This window comes from Micromonospora sp. C31 (assembly GCF_018070575.1).
In the GTDB taxonomy this organism is placed as follows: domain Bacteria; phylum Actinomycetota; class Actinomycetes; order Mycobacteriales; family Micromonosporaceae; genus Micromonospora.
This window is the reverse complement of record NZ_JAGPXN010000013.1, coordinates 79,969-98,230: the sequence shown is the minus strand read 5'-3', so window position 1 is coordinate 98,230 and position 18,262 is coordinate 79,969. Positions and strand designations below refer to the sequence as shown.

Below are 18,262 nucleotides of genomic sequence, written 5' to 3'. Positions count from 1 at the left end.
TCCCCTTCCACCGTGTCGGGCGGTGCGGCATACCCGCCGCCCGGTCGGCTAATCCCGCCCGTCACCTGCTGATATGCCCCGGCGGCGCAGATACCGGGCCGGGTCGTCAGCGGCTGGCCCGACGACCCGGCCCGGCCGGGAGGAGTCGGCGGGGCCGCTGGCGGGTAGATCGTCGGACGACCGACGTGAGGGGGAGCCGATGTCGCAGCCTGAGGAGAGCAGGGAGAAGACCGCGTCGACCGACGCCGTGCTGATGCATCCGGACAACGATCCGAGCAAGACCACGGCCCAGGTGCCACCGCCGGCCGAGCGGGGCGAGACCCGCGTGGAGCGCGACGGCGAGATGGTGCCCGTCGACACCGACGAGTGAGGGCCCGGTCCCGGGCGGCGGGAGGGTCGCCCGGGACGGGGCGTACGGGCAGTCGGCGAGGTCGGGAGCGAGGGTGCTGCTAGGCCGCGTTCCCGCCGCCGACGTGGCCACCACCCTCGTGATCGGCGACGTCACGTCACCGGGCAGGACCGCGCCGTTCCGGCGTTCAGCGGGCCGGCAGGTCCGCCGCGAAGCGGGCCACCCGGGCCGCCAGCGGCCCGCTCGCGCGTACCCAGGTGAAGTGGTCCATCCGGGCGCCCGCCTGCGCCGCCGTGTAGTGCTCGCGGGCGACGGGCGCGGCGGTCAGCTTCGCGCACAGGTGGTCGACCGTGGGGTGCGGGGTGTACTGGTCGTCGTCGACGCTGACCGCGAGGACGGGGGTGCGCAGCGCCCGCACCGCCGCCTCGGCGTCCACCCCGTCCAGGTGTGGGAAGCGCCCGGTCCGCGCCGTGTACGCCCAGTCCCGGATGACGCCGCGGGCCTGCCGGCCGCCGAAACCCCAACCCGGCCAGACGCCGAGCAGCCGGGCGGTCGCCGCGATCCCCTGGGTGTACGGCAGGACGCCGTACCCGCGCAGGCCCGGGAAGCTGCGCCACCACGGCACGCCGACGGCGACCAGCGCCAGCCCGTCGACGTCGCGGTCGCCGTGCACGGCGAGATGCAGCAGGGCCGCCTGCCCGCCCATTGAGTGCCCCAGCAGCAGCGTCCTGCGCCCGTCCCGCCGGGCCTTGAGAGCTCCCAGCGCGGCGCCCACGTCGGCGGCCAGTTCCGGGTAGCCGTATCGGCAGGCGCGGCTCGGCCTGGGCGTGCTCTGCCCGGTGCCGCGCAGGTCGGCCACCGCCACGGCCAGGCCCGCGGCCCGCAGCGCGGCGGCGAACGGGCGGTAGTAGCGCGCCCGGACGCCCATGGCGGGCGTGATCAGCACCAGCGGGGCGTCGGCGACGCCGTCCGGATCGGGATACACCTGTAGCCCGAGGCGGGCCCCGTCGACCTCGACGAACTCCTGCCGGTATTCCCCCGTCGCGTTCACCGCCCCAGGCTACGGCCCGAAGCTACCGACGGGTAACCGTGGGGTGGTGGGCGTCACGTGTCCCGGCGGCCGTCGCGCGTGCCGCCGTGGCGTCCGCGTCACGCCACCGCCGGAGCGGGCCGGGCGACGGTGCTGACCGTGGCGTACACCGCGCTCAACTGCTCGGCGCAGCGCTTCCACGAGTACCGGTTGCGGATGCGGTCCAGCGCCGCCGTCCCGTACGCGAAGCGACGGACCTTGTCGCCGAGCAGCCGGCGGACCGCGGAGCCGAGGGCCCGGGGATCCCGGGGTGGCACGAGCTCGCCGGTCAGACCGTCGACCACGCTGTCGGCGATCCCGCCGACGTTCGTGCCGACGACCGGCACCCCGCACGCCATGCCCTCCAGCGCGGTGAGCCCGAACGGCTCGTGCCAGGGGGCCGCCACCAGCAGGTCCGCCGAGCGGTACCACGGGGCCAGTTCCTCCCGGGGCAGCCCACCCAGCAGCTTCACCCGGTCGGCGACCCCGCAGGAATCGGCGAGCGCGCGGAGCCGGCGGGCGAAGCCGTCCGCGGGGAGCAGCTTCGCCGGCGGGCCGCCGACCACCACGCACTCGGCGTCCGGCACGGCCGGCAGGGCGCGTACGACGTCCTGGATGCCCTTGTGCTCGACCAACCGGCCCACGGTGATGATCCGGGGGCGGGTCGGGTCGCGTGGGGCGACGGGCCCGTCGGGACGGAACAGCTCCTGGTCGACCCCGGCGGGGACCAGCGTCATCCGGGACCGGGGCACACCGAGGCGGACCAGTTCGCCGACCTCGTCCTGGCACTGCACGACGACCCGGTCCGCGGCCCGGCCCAGCGCCCGCTCGTAGCCCACCCGGCCCGGTGGACTGGTGTCCCGGGCGCCCGGCAACCGTCGCTTCACGGAGCCGAGGCTGTGGTAGGTCAGCACCACCGGCACCCCGGTGCGCCGGCCGGCGTGCAGGGTGGCCAGCCCGCTCATCCAGAAGTGGGCGTGCGCCACGTCCGGCACCCAGTCGCCGTCGCGCCACTGACCGGCCAGCCAGCGACCGAACTCGCCCATGTGCGGCAGCAACTCGTCCCTCGGCACCCGCAGCGCCGGCCCCGCCGGCACGAGGCACACCTGGTAGCCGTCGGAGGTGAGCACGGAGTCGGGCGGGGCGCTGGAGTCGCGGCGGGTGTAGACGCGGACGTCGTGCCCCTCGTCGACCAGGGCGGTCGCGAGTTCCGCCACGTGCGTGTGCTGACCGCCGGACTCCCCCGCCTCCCCGACGGCGAGCGGACTGGCGTGCTCCGAGATCATCGCGATACGCATGTGCTTCCTCCATCGGCCGGCCCGTCGGCGGGGACCCGGTCGAGCCCCGGGGCGTCTCCTCGCCGCCTGGCGGACCCCGCCGCAGGAGTCCCTACCCTCGCCCTCCCCTCCTAACCGCCGCCTGCCCGGCTCGTCCGGACGGGCAGTGGTCGGATGCTCTTCGTCCAGACCTGGCGGCTCACGGCCGACCGCAGAGCCGGACGGGCGGTGGGGCGAACCGCCCCACCGCCCGTGACCGCCCGAGTGCGGTCCGTCAGGACCGGTCGTCGTGGAGCATGCCCGGCCCGAAGACCTCGTAGGCGATCCGCTCCACCGGCACCCCCCGGCGCAGCAGGCCGCCCCGGACGGTGTTCATGAACGGCAGCGGCCCGCAGAGGTGCACGTGGGCGTCGGGGGAGAGCGGGATCAGCGCCGGGTCGACCCGGCCGGCGATGACCTCGGCGGTCACCCCGGCCACCTCGCCGTCGGTGAGGTCCTCGTACCAGAGCGCGGTGCGCAGGTTGGGCAGCGCGGCGTGCAGGCGCGGCAGTTCGCCCCGGAACGCGTGCGCCGCGCCGGCCCGGTCGGCGTGCACCAGCACCACCGGGCGCTGCGGCGCGGTGGCGGCCAGGTGCTCCAGCGCGGCCATCGCCGGGGTCAGGCCGATGCCCGCGCTGACCAGCAGCAGCGGTCCCTCCCCGGCCACCGCGCTGACCTCGCCGAACGCGGGGCTGAGCCGCAGGGTGTCGCCGACGCCGACGTGCTCGTGCAGGAAGCTGGAGACCATGCCGTCGGGGGCGTCGCCGGTGCCGCGTACGCGCTTGACGGTGATCCGCCAGTGGTCCGCGCCGGGGCAGCCGGAGAGGCTGTACTGACGGATCTGCTGACCGCGTCCGCCGTCCAGGTCGACGGCGACCGAGGTGTACTGCCCCGGGACGAAGGTGGGTACGGGGCCGCCGTCGGCCGGGACCAGGCTGAACGACACGACGTCCAGTGCCTCGGTGGTCCGGGCGGTGACCCGCCAGTCCCGCCAGACGGGGGAGTTCTCCGCCACGCCGGCCTCGGTGTACAGACGGGCCTCCCGGGCGATCAGCTCGCAGGCCAGCAGCCAGTAGACCTCGTCCCAGGCCGCCGCGACCTCGGCGGTGACGGCCTCGCCGAGCACCTCGCCGACGGCGGCGAGCAGGTGCCGGCCGACGATCGTGTACTGGGTGGCGGTGATGCCCAGCGAGGCGTGCTTGTGCGCGATGCGGTCCAGGATCGGTCCCCACGGCGCGCTGCTGCCGCCGGTCAGGTGCTCCGCGTACGCGACCACGGCGGCCGCGAGCGCGGCCTTCTGGGTGCCCGTGGCCTGGTTGCTGCGGTTGAAGATGTCGAGCAGTTCGGGGTGCGCGTCGAACATCCGCTGGTAGAACCGGCCGGTGATCGCCTCGCCGTGCGCCTGCACGGCGGGCAGGGTCGCCGTCACCACTGCTGCTGAGGACTCCGAGAGCACGACTGTCTCCTTATGGGCTGAACCGCTCGGGCCCCGACAGCAGAACAGGTATCGCAGATACCTCTTCAGGGCCGAAAGTCCCGGGTCGCGGGTCGTCCGGATCACATCCCGGGCCCGGTCGGCCGTGGTGGGGGCTCGACGGCGGTGGCTAGGGTCGGGACGTGAAGCTCAACCGGTCCACCGACATGGCGCTGCGCATCGCCATGCTCGCCGCCGCGAACCCGCGACGGATGACCGTGGACGAGCTCTCCGACCAGCTCGACCTGCCCCGCAACCACGTCGCCAAGGTGGTGCAGCGGTTGCAGCGGCTCGGGGTGCTGGTCACCATCCGGGGCCGCTCCGGCGGGGTGGCCTTCGCCGAGGGCGGCGGGGACGCCACGGTCGGGCACGTGGTGCGGGCCTTCGAGGGCGACGACGAGGTGGTGTCGTGCGACGAGCCGGCCTGCTCGCTGCGCGCGGCCTGCCGGCTACGCGGTGAACTGCGCCGGGCCCGCGACGCCTTCCTCGCCGTGCTGGACGGCGTGACCCTCGGCGGGCTCGTCGACGGGCCGACGGGGCCGGTGCTGCTCGCCCTCGGCCTGCCCCACCCCCGGCCGGCGCCCGACGCGTCGCCGTCGGGGGAGCCGCCGTCGTCGGGCGCGTCGCCGTCGGGTGTGCCGGGCCCGCCGCGGCCTGCCGCGCCGCCGTCGGCCGTCGGCCGGCTGGCCCGGCCCGGTCCGGTCTGAGGAGTGACGATGTCCCGTGGTGTGGTCTCCCACCCGGTGTTCGCCCGGGTGTTCGAGCGGGCGAGCGTGGCGATGGACCGCGCCGGCGCGGCCGTCCACCGGCGGCGGCTCGTCGCCGGCCTCGCCGGCCGGGTGGTCGAGGTCGGCGCCGGCAACGGCCGCACCTTCGCGCACTACCCGGGCACCGTCACGCGGGTGCTGGCGGTGGAACCGGAACCCCGGCTCCGGGCGGCGGCGCGGGCGGCGGCGTCCGCAGCGCCCGTACCCGTGGAGGTGGTCGACGGCCTCGCCGAGGCGCTGCCGGCGCCCGACGGCGACGCCGACGCGGTGGTGCTGTCCCTGGTGCTCTGCTCGGTGGCCGACCCGGCCGCCGCGTTGCGCGAGGCCCGCCGGGTGCTGCGGCCCGGCGGGCAGGTGCGCTTCTTCGAGCACGTACGCGCGCAGACCCCCGGCCTGCGCCGCGTGCAGCGGCTGGTCGACGCGACCGTCTGGCCGCTGCTCTGCGGTGGCTGCCACACGGGCCGCGACACGGTGGCCGCGATCCGGGCCGCGGGCTTCACCGTCACCGAGCTGGACGCGTTCCGCTTCCCCGACAGCCGGCTCCCGGCCCCGGCCGCCCCGCACGTGCTCGGCGCGGCCAGCCGCGACTGACCCCGCCCCGGCCCCGCGACGGACGGAACCCCGTGCCGGGTGGCACGGGGTTCCGGGACGCGGTCGCGGTCAGGAGACCGTGATGGAGCCGTTCCCGGCGCGGACGCAGGCCACGGAACGCGCACCGGTGGTGGCCGCGCCCGTCAGGCACTGCCCGAGCACCTGGTGGCCGGCGGCGTTCGGGTGCCACGACTCCTGGCAGGTCTGGAAGTAGCTCACGCAGGTGTTCGCGATCCGCTGGATGGCGAGCTTGTCCTTGCCCGAGAGGCTGGTGACGAAGACGCCGTTCGGCGGGCTGTCCTGGAGCCGGATCGGGGTGGCCAGGGTGCCGGCCGGGCTGGTGCCGGATTCGCAGAGCCGGGCGCCGTCGAAGGCGCGCTGCACGTTGAGGTAGACCAGGTCCGCGCCGGGGAACTCGGCCGCCAGGGTGTCCCTGGTGGACTTCACCATCGTGCCCAGCCCCTGGGAGAAGCGGTGCCCCGGCAGCAGGCTGGCCCGGTGGATCGGGCAGCCGGCCGCGTACCGCTCGGCGCCCAGCGCGCGGAACTTGTCCCGGGTGTCGCTGCGGTTGTCCTCCTCGTGGAAGCGCGCCTCCAGGTCGACCGGCAGCGGGTTGGTGTAGTCCTGCAGGACGATGCGGTGCTGGCCGTCGGCGTCGATCTCCCGCAGCGTGGTGAGGAGCTGGCGTACGGCCGAGGTGGTCTCCGCGGTCGCGGCGCTCCACTGGGCGGCGGTGGCCAGGTCGGCGTCGGTGCACGGCTTCTGCTCCACCGGCCCGCCCAGGTAGGCCCAGAACTCCCACCAGCCGGTCCAGGCGTCGGCGATGAACCGGTTGGCGCACTTCTCCGCGACGCTGCCGAAGGTGAACGAGCTGTTGTTCGAGCCGAGCCCGAGCAGCACCAGGTCGATGTCGTGGGTCCGGCCGACCGCGCGGAGCTGGTCGAGCTGCGCGGCCACCTGGCGGCCGTTGGTCCGGGCCGAGGAGGCGGCGGCGATGTCGTGCGGCTGGCCGCCGGAGCAGGCGAGGTTGAACCGGTCCTGGATGCCCGGCAGGCTGGCCCGGTGCAGCGAGGCGTTCGCCGAGCGGTGGCAGAAGAACGCGTTGCTGTTCGCCGCGGTCCAACCCGGGAAGCCCTGGGCGACCCCGTTGGCGTCGGCCACCGGGGTGTACGCCCCGGCGCCCTCGCCGCTGATGAAGCTGTCGCCGAGCGCCACCGCGGCGGTGGGTAGGGCTGCCGAGGCCGGGGCGGAGAGCCCGACGGCGGTCGACAGCGTGGCGGTGGCGACGGCGAGCGCCGTCGCGAGTGCGGTACGACGGAACCTGGACATGGCGTCCCCCATCTGTCCATCGAAATATGAAAGATCCTCTGAGAGCGAGATCACATCATCCCGACGGGACGGACGTCAATGACCCGTAACAGAATCTTTCGACGGAGGACACGCCCGGGTGGGGCGTGGGCGGCCCGACCGCCGCCGTCCGGACGAGGTCCGGCCACGAGCCGAACGATCGGAACCACCGGGTTGCCCGTGCCGGGTGCCGGCCCCGACGTCGGGCGGCTCTGGCGCACGCGCCACCGCCACGACCGGGCGCCCGGCCCGGGAAGGCCGGCCACGGCACGGTTGTTGTCCAGGTGGACCCACCCGCCGCCGGCTCGCTCGCGAACCGGTCACGGTGGTGCCGAAAGGCCGGAACCGGACGGTACGCGCGCCCGCGCCGCCCGGGCCCGCCCCGCGAGGAGGCGCGTGCCTCGCTGCGGGGCGCCGTCGTCCTGTCGCATCTCCCGGTTAGGCTCGCTGCGGCGCGCCGGCCGACCCACGACGTCGGACGCGGCACCACCTCGCCGAGACCTGGGAGTACGACCAGTTGACCGCAGAGCCTGAGACCCTGTACGGGGCCGACGACCTCACCCACCTCGAGGGGCTGGACGCCGTCCGCAAGCGGCCCGGCATGTACATCGGCTCCACCGACAGCCGTGGCGTGGGTCACCTCGTCAACGAGATCCTCGACAACTCCACGGACGAGGGCGTCGCCGGCCACGCCACGAAGGTGGAGGTGACGCTGCACGCCGACGGCTCGGTCCAGGTCGACGACGACGGGCGGGGCATCCCCACCGACGTGCACGCCAAGTCCGGCATCTCCGGCGTCGAGCTGGTGCTCACCCGGCTGCACGCGGGCGGCAAGTTCGGCGGCTCCGGCTACAAGACCTCCGGCGGCCTGCACGGCGTGGGCGCCTCGGCGGTCAACGCGCTGTCCCGCCGGTTCGACGTCACGGTCCGTCGGGGCGGCAAGGTCCACGCGATGTCCTTCCGGCACGGCGTGCCGGGGATCTTCGACGGCGACGGGTCCGACGCCGCGTTCACCCCGGGCCCCGGGCTCCAGATCGTCGGCGCGATGAAGCGCGGCCAGCGCACCGGCACCTCGATCCGCTGGTGGCACGACGCGCGCTACTTCGAGACCGGCGCCACCCTGGACGCCGACGCCGTGCGGACGAAGCTGCGCAACACGGCGTTCCTGGTGCCGGGCGTCAACTACACGCTGCGCGACCACACCGGCGAGGAGCCGACCGAGGAGAGCTTCCACTACCCCAACGGCCTGACCGACATGGTGGAGTTCCTCGCCCCGGCCGGCGACCGGCCCGTCTCCGGCATGCTGATGGTCACCGGCGAGGGCACCTACCGGGAGAACGCCGCCGACGCCAACGGGGTCATGCGGTCCAACGTGCAGCGTCGGGCCGAGGTCGAGGTGGCCCTCCGCTGGGGCACCGGCTACGAGCGCACCGTCGAGTGCTTCACCAACACCATCCGCAACGCGCACGGCGGCACCCACCGCAAGGGCTTCGAGCGGGGCCTGGCGCGTACCCTCGCCGATGCCGTCCGCAACACCCGTGGCCTGCTGAAGGCCAAGGAGGACCCGCCCACCCTGGACGACGTCCTGGAGGGCATGACCGCCGTCGTGCACGTCCGGATCCCGGAGCCGCAGTTCACCTCGCAGACCAAGGACGAGCTCTCCACCGCCGGCATCACCAAGGTGATCCAGACGCTGGTGGAGCAGCACCTGAAGGCCTGGCTGGAGGACCGCAGGACCAAGGCCGAGGCGCGTACGGTCCTGCAGAAGATCGTCGACGCGGCCCGGGTGCGGCTGACCCAGAAGCAGCAGAAGGACGCCGCCCGGCGCAAGACCGCCCTGGAGGGCGCGTCGATGCCGCCCAAGCTGGTCGACTGCCGGGCGGCCGGCATCGAGCGCAGCGAGCTGTTCATCGTGGAGGGCGACAGCGCCCTCGGGACAGGGCGACTTGCCCGATCTGCCGAATATCAGGCGCTTCTTCCGATTCGCGGCAAGATCCTGAACGTGCAGAAGGCCAACCTCCAGCAGGTGCTGGACAACGCCGAGTGCGCCGCCATCGTGCAGGTGCTCGGCGCCGGCTCCGGCCGCACGTTCGACCTCTCCGCGATGCGCTACGGCCGAGTGCTGATCATGGCGGACGCCGACGTGGACGGCGCGCACATCCGCACCCTGCTGATCACGCTCTTCGCCCGCTACATGCGGCCGCTGATCGAGGCTGGCCGGCTCTACGCGGCCATGCCGCCCCTGCACAAGATCACCACCAGGGGGCGCAACCCGCAGACGATCTACACCTACACGCAGGCGGAGATGGAGGCGACGGTCCGCAAGCTGGAGAAGGCCGGCAAGCAGATCGTCACCCCGATCCCGCGGTTCAAGGGTCTGGGCGAGATGGACGCCGACGAGTTGTGGGAGACCACGATGAACCCGGCCACCCGGGCGGTCCGCCGGATCACCCTCGACGACGTCGACGCCGCCGAGCGGATCCTCGAACTGCTGATGGGGGAGAAGGTCGAGCCGCGCCGCAACTGGCTGATCGACTCCGCCGACCGGGTCGACCGCGAGGCGATCGACGCATGAGCACCGCCCGCCGAGAGGGAAGCTGAACGATGGCACGCCGTAAGGACGACCGCGCCAAGGTGGACCTGTCCGCCTTCGACCAGGCCGGCGCGCGGGTCTTCGACAACCCGCTGGTCACCGAGGTCTCCGACTCCTACCTGGAGTACGCCTTCTCGGTGATCCACTCCCGGGCGCTGCCCGACGCCCGCGACGGCCTCAAGCCGGTGCACCGGCGCATCCTCTGGTCGATGTACGAGCAGGGGCACCGCCCCGACCGGGGGCACGTGAAGTCCGCCCGCATCGTCGGCGACGTGATGGGCAAGTACCATCCGCACGGCGACACCGCGATCTACGACGCGATGGTCCGCCTGGCCCAGGGCTTCTCCCTGAACGCCCCCCTCATCGACGGGCATGGAAATTTTGGCAGCCCGGACGATGGACCGGCGGCCTCGAGATACACCGAGGCCCGGATGTCGCGGGAGGCGATGCTGCTGGTCGGCGAGCTGGGCGAGGACACGGTCGACGTCGAGCCCAACTACGACGGCTCGCTGACCCAGCCCACCGTGCTGCCCGCCGCGTTCCCCAACCTGCTGGTCAACGGCGCGTCGGGGATCGCGGTCGGCATGGCGACCAACATGATCCCGCACAACCTCGGCGAGGTCGTCTCCGCCGCCCGCTGGCTGATCAACCACCCGGACGCCACGCTCGACAGGCTCATGGAGTTCGTCCCCGGTCCGGATCTGCCCACCGGCGGCCTGCTGCTGGGGCTCGACGAGGTGCGGCGCGCCTACGAGACCGGGCGTGGGGTCGTCCGCATGCGGGGCAAGGTCGAGATCGGCCCGCTGGAGGGCAGCCGGGGCCGGCAGGCGATCACCGTCGTGGAGCTGCCGTACGGCATCGGCGCGGAGAAGGTCATCGCGGCCATCACCAACGAGGTCAACAAGACCAAGCGGCTCACCGGCATCGCCGACGTCAAGGACCTCACCGACCGGGAGAGCGGCACCCGCCTGGTGATCGAGTGCAAGGTCGGGGTCAACCCGCAGGCGCTGCTCGCCGACCTCTACCGGCTCACCCCGTTGGAGCAGTCGTTCGGCGTCAACAACCTGGTGCTGGTCGACGGGCAGCCGCAGACCCTCGGGCTGAAGGCGCTGCTGGAGGTCTTCCTGGCCCACCGCTACGAGGTCGTGACCCGGCGCAGCGCCTACCGTCGCCGCAAGCGCGAGGAGCGGCTGCACCTGGTCGACGGCCTGCTGATCGCCCTGCTCGACATCGACAAGGTGGTCAAGCTGATCCGGGGCAGCGACGACGCGCAGGCCGCCAAGGACGGCCTGATGCGCCAGTTCGGCCTGTCGGACATCCAGGCCACCTACATCCTGGACACTCCGCTGCGCCGGTTGACCAAGTACGACCGGATCGAGCTGGCGGCCGAGCAGGAGAAGCTCCGCAAGGAGATCGCCGAGCTCTCCACGATCCTCGACGACCCGAAGGTGCTGAAGAAGGTCGTCTCCGACGAGCTGGCGGCGGTGGTCAAGCAGTTCGGTGCGCCGCGGCGCACGACGCTGGTCGACGGGGACCTCAAGGAGGTGCTGGCCGCGTCCGTGCCGGCCGGTCCGCTGGAGGTCGCCGACGATCCCTGCCAGGTGATCCTCTCCGCGACCGGGTTGGTCGCCCGGACGGCGGCCGAGTCGGAGGAGGCGTCCGAGGGGCGCCGGCGGCACGGCCGGGTCAAGCACGACGCCGTACGCGCCGTGGTGCACTCCACCGCCCGGGGCCGGGTGCTGCTGGTGACCAGCGCCGGCCGGGCGTTCAAGGTCGACGTGCTGCCGCTGCCGGTCCTGCCCGAACAGGCGGGGACGGTGTCGCTGCGCGGCGGGATGGCCGCCGCCGAGGTGGTGCCGCTGGAACCGGGGGAGACCGTGGTCGGGCTGGCGCCCCTCGGTGCGACGGCCGAGGGCTCCCCGGGCCTGGCCCTGGGCACCCGGCAGGGCGTGGTCAAGGTCTGCGCGCCGGAGTGGCCCGTGCGCTCCGACGAGTTCGAGGTAATCGCTCTGCGCGACGGCGACGAGGTGGTCGGGGCGGCCTGGCTCACCGACGGCGCGGAGAACCTCACCTTCGTCACCTCGGAGGCGTCGCTGCTGCGCTTCGCCGCCGGACTGGTCCGCCCACAGGGGATCAAGGGCGGCGGCATGTCGGGCGTCAACCTGCCCGCCGGTGCCCGGGTGGTGTTCTTCGGCGCGGTGCGCACCGACGACCCGGGCCACGGCGAGCCGATGGTGGTCACCTCCACGGGCGCCACGGTCAAGGTCACGCCGTTCGAGGCGTACCCGGCGAAGGGGCGGGCGACCGGCGGGGTGCGCGCCCATCGCTTCCTCAAGGGTGAGACCGACGTGGCCGTCGCCTGGGTCGGGCCGCGGCCGGTGGGCGCCACCGGCACCGGCGAGCCGGTGGAACTGCCGGCGGCGGACCCGCGCCGGGACGGATCCGGCTTCGCCGTGATGCTGGGCCCCACCGTCGTCGGCCACCAGATCGAACGCGACTGACCCATCGACAGGAAGGGCCGGTTGCACACGCAGCCGGCCCTTCCTGTTTTCCGCCCCGGTCCTCCTGCCCTGCCGGCCTCGGCCCCGCCCGGCCCGCCTGGCCCGGCTCCCGCCGCGGTCGATCATGAGGTTGACTGGCCGGAACCGGACATATTGCACCGCTAGCCTCATGACCGACGCTGCCGAGGGCGAGGGCCGGCGAGGGCCGGAGGCGGGAGCCGAGGAGGCCGAGGGGCGGGGAGGCGGGGACGGGGCCGGTCAGCGGGTGGGGTCGGGGGCAGGGTCCGGGTCGGGGGTGTGGCGCGGGGTGGGGGTGGTGCCGCGCAGGCGGGCCACCAGACGCATGCCGTGGTAGACGGCGAGGGCGGCGGCGGTGCCCAGGGCGATGCCGTTGAACGAGAGGTCGCCCGCGGTGAGGGTGTAGTTGGCCGCGCCGACGATCACCGCGACGGCGGCGGTCATCAGGTTCACCGGGTCGTGGAAGTCCACCCGGTTGTCGATCCAGATGCGTGCGCCGAGGACGGCGATCAGGCCGTACAGGGCGGTGGTGGCGCCGCCGAGCACGCCGGCCGGCACGGTGAGGATCAGCGCGCCGAACTTCGGGCTCAGCCCCAGCAGCACCGCCGTCAGGCCGGCCACCCAGTACGCGGCGGTGGAATAGACGCGGGTCGCCGCCATCACGCCGATGTTCTCCGCGTAGGTGGTGGTGCCGGATCCACCGCCGGAACCGGCGAGCACCGTGGCCAACCCGTCGCCCATGAACGCCCGGCCCATGTCCCGGTCCAGGTTCCGGCCGGTCATCGCGGCGACCGCCTTGACGTGCCCGGCGTTCTCGGCGATCAGCACCAGGATCACCGGGATCACCAGCACGACCGCCCGCAGGCTGAAGCTCGGCGTGTGGAACTGCGGCAGGCCGATCCAGGCGGCGTCGCGCAGCCCGTCCACCGCCTTCGGATCCAGGTCGCCGAGCGCGGCGGCGAGGGCCCAGCCGACCCCCACCCCCAGCAGGATGGACAGTCGGGCCAGGAAGCCCCGGAACGCCACCGTGGCGAGCAGGATGGCGGCCAGGGTCACCACCGCGATCAGCGGCTGCGCCTGCACCCCGGTGCCGCTGCCGTCGCCGTCCCAGGCCACCGGGGCGAGGTTCAGGCCGATCAGCGCGACGATCGCCCCGGTGACCACGGGCGGCATCAGCGCGTCGATCCAACGCGACCCGGCGAGCTGGACGACGAGCCCGACGACGGCCAGCGCCGCGCCGGCGACGACGATGCCGCCGAGCGCCGGGCCGATGTCCCCGCCGGCCTTGGCCGCCAGCACCGGTGCGATGAAGGCGAAGGACGAGCCGAGGTACGAGGGCAGCCGGTTGCCGGTGATCAGCAGGAACAACAAGGTGCCGAGCCCGGAGAAGAAGAGCGTGGTCGCCGGCGGGAAACCGGTGATCAGCGGCACCGTGAACGTGGCGCCGAACATCGCCACGACGTGCTGCACGCCGACGCCGAGGGTGCGCGGCCAGGAGAGGCGTTCGCCGGGGTGGACGACGTCACCGGGGCGGACGGAGCGGCCGTCGCCGTGGACCGCCCACGCGGACCAACGGGAACGCGGCTCGGTGGAGGACTGGGTCATGGCACGCCCTTCGCGTCGTCGAGGTGACGGGGGCGCAGGTGAAACCCAGGAGTCGTTTCTAGCAGAGGCCCGGCACGGCCCGGCCGGCGGCCCGCTCGGAGCCGCTGCGGCCTCGCGATCGGCCACCGCCCCTGCGGGCGGGTCAGGCGACGCCGGCGGGGCGGAACTGGACGCTGACCCGGGGCCCGACGGGGCGGCTCGTCTTGGGCACGGCGTGCTCCCAGGTGCGCTGGCAGGAGCCCCCCATCACCACGAGGTCGCCGTGGCCGAGCGGGAAGCGCAGACTGTCGCCGCCTCCGCGGGGCCGCAGCAGCAGCGGGCGGGGCGAGCCGAACGAGACGATGGCGACCAGGGTGTCGGTGTGCGCGGAGCGGCCCTGCGTGTCGCCGTGCCAGGCGACGCTGTCCCGGCCGGAGCGGTAGAGGCACATGCCGGCGGTGACGAAGGGCTCGCCGAGCTCCGGGGCGTAGTGTCGGGTCAGGGCGGCGCGCGCCTCGGTGAGCAGCGGATGCGGCAGCGGGCGGTGCCCGGCGTACCAGCAGAGCAGCCGGGGCACGTCGACCTCGGCGTCGTACATCGTGCGGCGCTCGGCCCGCCAGGGTACGTCGCGCAGCAGGACGTCGAAGACCTCGTCGGAGCCGGTGACCCAGCCGGGCAGATGGTCGACCCACGCGTCGTGGCTGAGCGGGTGCCGGCGCAGCCGGCCGGCCAGCGGGCTGAGCGACGGCCCGGCGGCGGTGAGGTCGAGCATCGACGGCTGGTAGGCGGCCCCGGTCATCGGCCCAGCGTACCCGCCATGTTGGCACAGGTGTACGGACGCGGGGCGGTCGCCCACCGCCTCAGCGGTTCAGTATCCGGCGCACCCGGCCGCCGATGACCTGCTTGACCCGGGTCTGGAGGCGTTGCCCGCGCAGGGCCTCCGCCTCCTTGCGCAGCTCGACGTTGCGGTCGCGCAGCCACTGGACCCGTTCCCGCAACGCGTCGGGGGCGGTCGCGGCGACGGGGCGTACGGCGGGCGGGAAGGCGGTGGAGCGCACCTGCGCGTCGAACCGGGCCGCGCTGTCGCCGTCGGCGAAGGAGTTGCCCAGGTCGTGCCTGGCGAGGAAGGCGAGCATCGTGTCGTAGCGCGACTTGTGGCCCTCGTTCAGCGCCGTGTAGTCCGCCTCCTCGTAGAGTTGGGCGGCGTCGACGTCGACCGGCACGTCCTTCATCACCCGGTGCGGGATGTCGAAGTACCGGGCGAGTTCCAGGGTCCGCGAGTCGTGGGCGAAGAGGTAGCCGGGCGTGCCGGCGACCAGCGCGGTGATGGTGCCGTGGATCCGGGTGCCGAACGCGAACTCGAACCCGGCGAGGTAGTCCATCCAGGTCCAGGGATCGACGAACATTCGCACCTTGTCCTCGGTGAACAGCGGGTGCGAGGTGTGGATCGGGATCTTGCTGGACCTGCCCCGGTCCCCGGGGGCGTCGCCGTAGAGCAGCGTGCCGAGCGTCTTGAGGTCCTGCGGCAGGTAGCGCAGGTTCGGGTACCGGGCGTGGTGCCGGGCGATGATCTCCGCCATCGACGTGACGTACGGCGAGACGGTGAGCGCGAGCCGGTCCTCCGGCGCCAGCGCCGCCTTGCGCTTCTCCACCCGCAGGCCGTCGCCGTGCAGGAACATCGACGGACAGCCGATCACGTCGACGGCCGAGAAGCCCAGGGTGCGCAGGTAGTCGTGGGTGATCTCGCCCCGGACGCCGATGCTGTGCGAGCGGTCGAGGACCGCCCGTACGAAGCGGGTCACGACGTCGTCGATCGGGCGCAGGTACTCCCGGTCGCCGTGGATGTCGGTCTGCACGCCCACCCCGAGCACCACCACCGGGATCTTGAGCTGCTCGATGAGCTTCGTCATGGCCTCGACGCGGTGGGCGTAGCTGCGTCGGAAGGCGTTGGCGAGCGGTACGACGTAGACGTCGTAGCGCTCGTTGATCATGTCCGCCTCGCGCGGGTCGATCCTGAACTCGGTCGAGGTGATCTCGGCGGTGGCGGTGCGCAACAGCTTGTGGGCGGCGTGGCTGAAGACGAGATTGCCGTTGTTGTCGCCGATCCAGTTCCGTTCGTGCGTCTCCTCCGGCGAGTAGACGTCGAAGGGGCCCTTCTTCGCCCGCATCAGGATCCGCTGGTGCATCCGCCCCGCCTCTCGTGGCCTCCAGGTCCCGGAATACTAGCCATCGATCGGCCCGGCCCCGAACGGTTGTCGCCGCCGTCACGGATCGGGACACGCCGGTCACGCAGGGGCGGGCGGAGCGGGCGCCGCCCGACGGGACAGAACGGACACTCGCGGACGGGACGGAACAGAGTCTCAGGGCCGGCGGGTAGGGTGCCGGCGGGCGGCGCCGACCGGGTGGGCCGCCACCGGGCCCCCTCGGGGCGCCCGACGACGGGGCCGAGGAGGAGACGTACGTGCTGGTGACCCTGCGGATCGTCGGGATGCCGGCGTGACGGGTGCCGCGACCGACGCGCCGGCCGCCCGAACCGCCTCCACGGCCAGCCGCCTGCCGTCGCTGACCGGGTTGCGCTGGGTCGCCGCCCTGCTCGTCTTCGGGTTCCACGCCGCGACGATGGGCATCATCGCCGAGCCCGGCCACAAGGCCGTCGTGGACTGGGCCTTCGCCCTCGGCCTGTCCGGCGTGCAGTTCTTCTTCATCCTCAGCGGCTTCGTGCTGGTCTGGTCGGCCCGGCCCAGCGACACCCGTCGGGCGTTCTGGCGCCGTCGGGTGGCCAAGATCTGGCCGAGCCACGTGGTGCTGTGGGTGGCGGCCCTGGCGGTCGCGGCCTGGTTCGCGGACCCGGTGGACCGGTTCGTCGCGGTGGAGAACCTGTTCCTCCTCCAGGCGTGGGACCCCCGGCCGGGCCACTTCTACAGCGTCAACACGGTCAGCTGGTCGCTGTCCTGCGAGTTCTTCTTCTATCTCTGCCTGCCGTTGGCGCTGCCGTTCATCCGCCGGGCCCGGCCGTGGGCGCTGTGGGCGGTCGTGGTCGCGGTGCCGCTGCTGATCCTGGCGCTCTGGCCGGCGCAGGCCCTGGTGCCGGAGGAGAGCCGCTGGTGGTTCACCCAGATCTTCCCGCCCGTGCGGTCGCTGGAGTTCTGGATGGGCGTGGCCGCCGCCGAGCTGATGCGGCGCGGCCGGTGGCGCGGCCCGAACCTGCTGGTGGCCAGCCTGCTCTTCGTGGCGACCTGGGTGCTCGCCGCGCAGTGGGTCCGCGCCGAGTTGTGGGCGGCGCTGCTCTCGGTGGCGTACATCCTGGTGATCGCCGCGGCGGCGGACGCCGACGTGCGCGGGCGGCGCTCGCCGTGGCGGTCGCGTCCGATGCTCTGGCTCGGGGAGGTCTCCTTCGCCTTCTACCTGGTGCACGTCCTGGTGATGATCACCGTGCTGCGGCTGACCGGCGACTGGGGGGTCGGCTTCCCCGGCTGGTGGGGGCTGGCGGTCGTGCTCGGCTTCCTGCTGGTGAACCTGGCCCTGGCCGGCCTGCTGCACCGCTTCGTCGAGACGCCGATGATGCGGCTGCTCACTCCGCGCGGGCCGGCCCGGGCGACGCGGCGGGGCGGGGACGCCGCCGGCGCCACCGGGCCGTCGGCGGCACCGGGGAAGGGGGCCGGCGCCGTACCACGCCCCCGAACCGGCGACCGAGCGGCGGACGACCGGCCGGCGTACGTCGACTCGCGCTGACGCCCCCGACTGCGGGCACGGACCCACGCCACCGGTCGGCGTGGCCATCCGAGGCGGAGCGCGCCCGCCAGCGGGCCGCCGAACGGGAACGGACGGCGTGGCGCGACGCCGAGCGGGCCGCCGAGGCGGCGCGGGCGCTGGCCGTCGAGGCGTACGCCGCGACGGCCCGGCTCCGGCCGGCCCGGCTTCCCGCGCCGCGGGCGGCGACCGTCGCGGGTCGTCCCGCGCCCGCCGCGCGCCGGCGGCCCGCCCGGGTGGGCTGACCGCCGCCCACCTGCCGGAAAGTCCCGCCCGTTGCGGTGACACCGCTCACCACGGCGGCCAACCGGCCATCCGGCGCGACGGGGCGGATAAGCGCCGGCGTTTCGGCGCCGATGTCCGCCACTCGTCCCGTTGTCTCCCGAAGGCGCTCGCACGAACGGTCGTCCCATTGAGTCACATCAGTGCCTAGCTGCCCGCAAAAATTGTCGCCCGGTAGGGGTTTAGGCAGGTGGGGCGGGGTTGGCAGGGCGTGGACCGGCCAGTAATGTCGGCGCGTCCGGTGCGGTAACCGATCGCCAGAGGCGACGCCGCACTGACCCGCCTAATCGTGAACGACGAGCCGGGGACCCAGTGCTTCATGGGGTGAATCCGTGGGCCGTAGGCCCGTGGTAGGGCGTTCTTCCCGCCCGAATCCGTCAGCTAACCCGGTCGGCGGCGTCGGAAGGAGTTCCATCCTCGTGCAGCACCCACCCACCTCCCGGTTGTTCCGCCGTCTCCACGGCACCGCGGTGCCCGCGCTCGCCCCTGCACAGGTCGCGAGCTGACCGACCCGGTCACCGCCCGTCGCCCGGCATCCCGGGCGCATTTCCTGAGTGGCCCACCACCCGCACGGACGCCCGTCCGCGCGGTCGGTCCGCCCTGCCCTCGGACCGCCGGCCG

General features: G+C 73.7%; 13 protein-coding genes and 1 riboswitch. Of the genes, 6 read left to right on the top strand and 7 right to left on the bottom strand.

What is annotated here, in order from left to right:
- The first annotated feature begins 199 nt into the window (after positions 1-199).
- Positions 200-370, top strand: coding sequence for a hypothetical protein (locus KBX06_RS18375; RefSeq protein ID WP_210836472.1), 171 nt, complete (start codon positions 200-202; stop codon positions 368-370).
- A 166-nt stretch (positions 371-536) separates the two neighbouring features.
- Here KBX06_RS18375 and KBX06_RS18370 read toward each other — a convergent pair whose 3' ends face one another.
- From KBX06_RS18370 to KBX06_RS18360, 3 genes are all read right to left on the bottom strand, one after another.
- Positions 537-1,400, bottom strand: coding sequence for an alpha/beta fold hydrolase (locus KBX06_RS18370; protein WP_210836470.1), 864 nt, complete (start codon positions 1,398-1,400; stop codon positions 537-539).
- A gap of 98 nt (positions 1,401-1,498) precedes the next feature.
- Positions 1,499-2,716, bottom strand: a complete 1,218-nt coding sequence (locus tag KBX06_RS18365; RefSeq protein WP_210836467.1) for a glycosyltransferase — start codon at positions 2,714-2,716, stop codon at positions 1,499-1,501.
- Positions 2,717-2,969: 253 nt separating this feature from the next.
- Positions 2,970-4,190 (bottom strand): globin domain-containing protein, encoded by a 1,221-nt coding sequence (locus KBX06_RS18360; RefSeq protein WP_307854675.1) that lies wholly within the window; start codon positions 4,188-4,190, stop codon positions 2,970-2,972.
- A 161-nt stretch (positions 4,191-4,351) separates the two neighbouring features.
- Here KBX06_RS18360 and KBX06_RS18355 point away from each other — a divergent pair, with 161 nt between their 5' ends.
- Both KBX06_RS18355 and KBX06_RS18350 read left to right on the top strand, forming a co-directional pair.
- Positions 4,352-4,915 carry an Rrf2 family transcriptional regulator gene (locus tag KBX06_RS18355; RefSeq protein ID WP_210836465.1) on the top strand — a complete coding sequence of 188 codons (564 nt, stop codon included), beginning with the start codon at positions 4,352-4,354 and terminating at the stop codon, positions 4,913-4,915.
- 9 nt (positions 4,916-4,924) lie between these two features.
- A complete protein-coding gene (locus tag KBX06_RS18350; protein WP_210836463.1) occupies positions 4,925-5,566 on the top strand; it encodes a class I SAM-dependent methyltransferase in 642 nt (213 codons plus the stop codon).
- Positions 5,567-5,635: 69 nt separating this feature from the next.
- On the opposite strand, the gene KBX06_RS18345 is transcribed toward KBX06_RS18350, so the two are convergent.
- A complete protein-coding gene (locus tag KBX06_RS18345) occupies positions 5,636-6,895 on the bottom strand; it encodes a hypothetical protein (RefSeq protein WP_210836461.1) in 1,260 nt (419 codons plus the stop codon).
- Positions 6,896-7,430: 535 nt separating this feature from the next.
- Between KBX06_RS18345 and KBX06_RS18340 the strand changes: the two genes are divergently transcribed.
- A complete protein-coding gene (locus KBX06_RS18340) occupies positions 7,431-9,488 on the top strand; it encodes a type IIA DNA topoisomerase subunit B (RefSeq protein ID WP_210836460.1) in 2,058 nt (685 codons plus the stop codon).
- A 29-nt stretch (positions 9,489-9,517) separates the two neighbouring features.
- Positions 9,518-12,007, top strand: a complete 2,490-nt coding sequence (locus KBX06_RS18335) for a DNA topoisomerase (ATP-hydrolyzing) subunit A (RefSeq protein ID WP_210836458.1) — start codon at positions 9,518-9,520, stop codon at positions 12,005-12,007.
- A gap of 258 nt (positions 12,008-12,265) precedes the next feature.
- Here KBX06_RS18335 and KBX06_RS18330 read toward each other — a convergent pair whose 3' ends face one another.
- The 3 genes from KBX06_RS18330 to KBX06_RS18320 all read right to left on the bottom strand — a co-directional run bounded on the left by KBX06_RS18330 (position 12,266) and on the right by KBX06_RS18320 (position 15,795).
- Positions 12,266-13,630 carry a uracil-xanthine permease family protein gene (locus tag KBX06_RS18330; RefSeq protein ID WP_210836455.1) on the bottom strand — a complete coding sequence of 455 codons (1,365 nt, stop codon included), beginning with the start codon at positions 13,628-13,630 and terminating at the stop codon, positions 12,266-12,268.
- Between the two features lie 142 nt (positions 13,631-13,772).
- On the bottom strand, positions 13,773-14,408 hold the full coding sequence (locus KBX06_RS18325) for an alpha-ketoglutarate-dependent dioxygenase AlkB (RefSeq protein ID WP_210836454.1): 636 nt from the start codon (positions 14,406-14,408) through the stop codon (positions 13,773-13,775).
- Positions 14,409-14,469: 61 nt separating this feature from the next.
- A complete protein-coding gene (locus tag KBX06_RS18320; RefSeq protein WP_210836452.1) occupies positions 14,470-15,795 on the bottom strand; it encodes a polysaccharide pyruvyl transferase family protein in 1,326 nt (441 codons plus the stop codon).
- 310 nt (positions 15,796-16,105) lie between these two features.
- On the opposite strand from KBX06_RS18320, the gene KBX06_RS18315 reads away from it, so the two are divergent.
- Positions 16,106-17,341, top strand: coding sequence for an acyltransferase (locus tag KBX06_RS18315; protein WP_210836450.1), 1,236 nt, complete (start codon positions 16,106-16,108; stop codon positions 17,339-17,341).
- A 570-nt stretch (positions 17,342-17,911) separates the two neighbouring features.
- Positions 17,912-18,052: riboswitch (cyclic di-AMP (ydaO/yuaA leader) on the top strand.
- Positions 18,053-18,262: the final 210 nt, after the last annotated feature.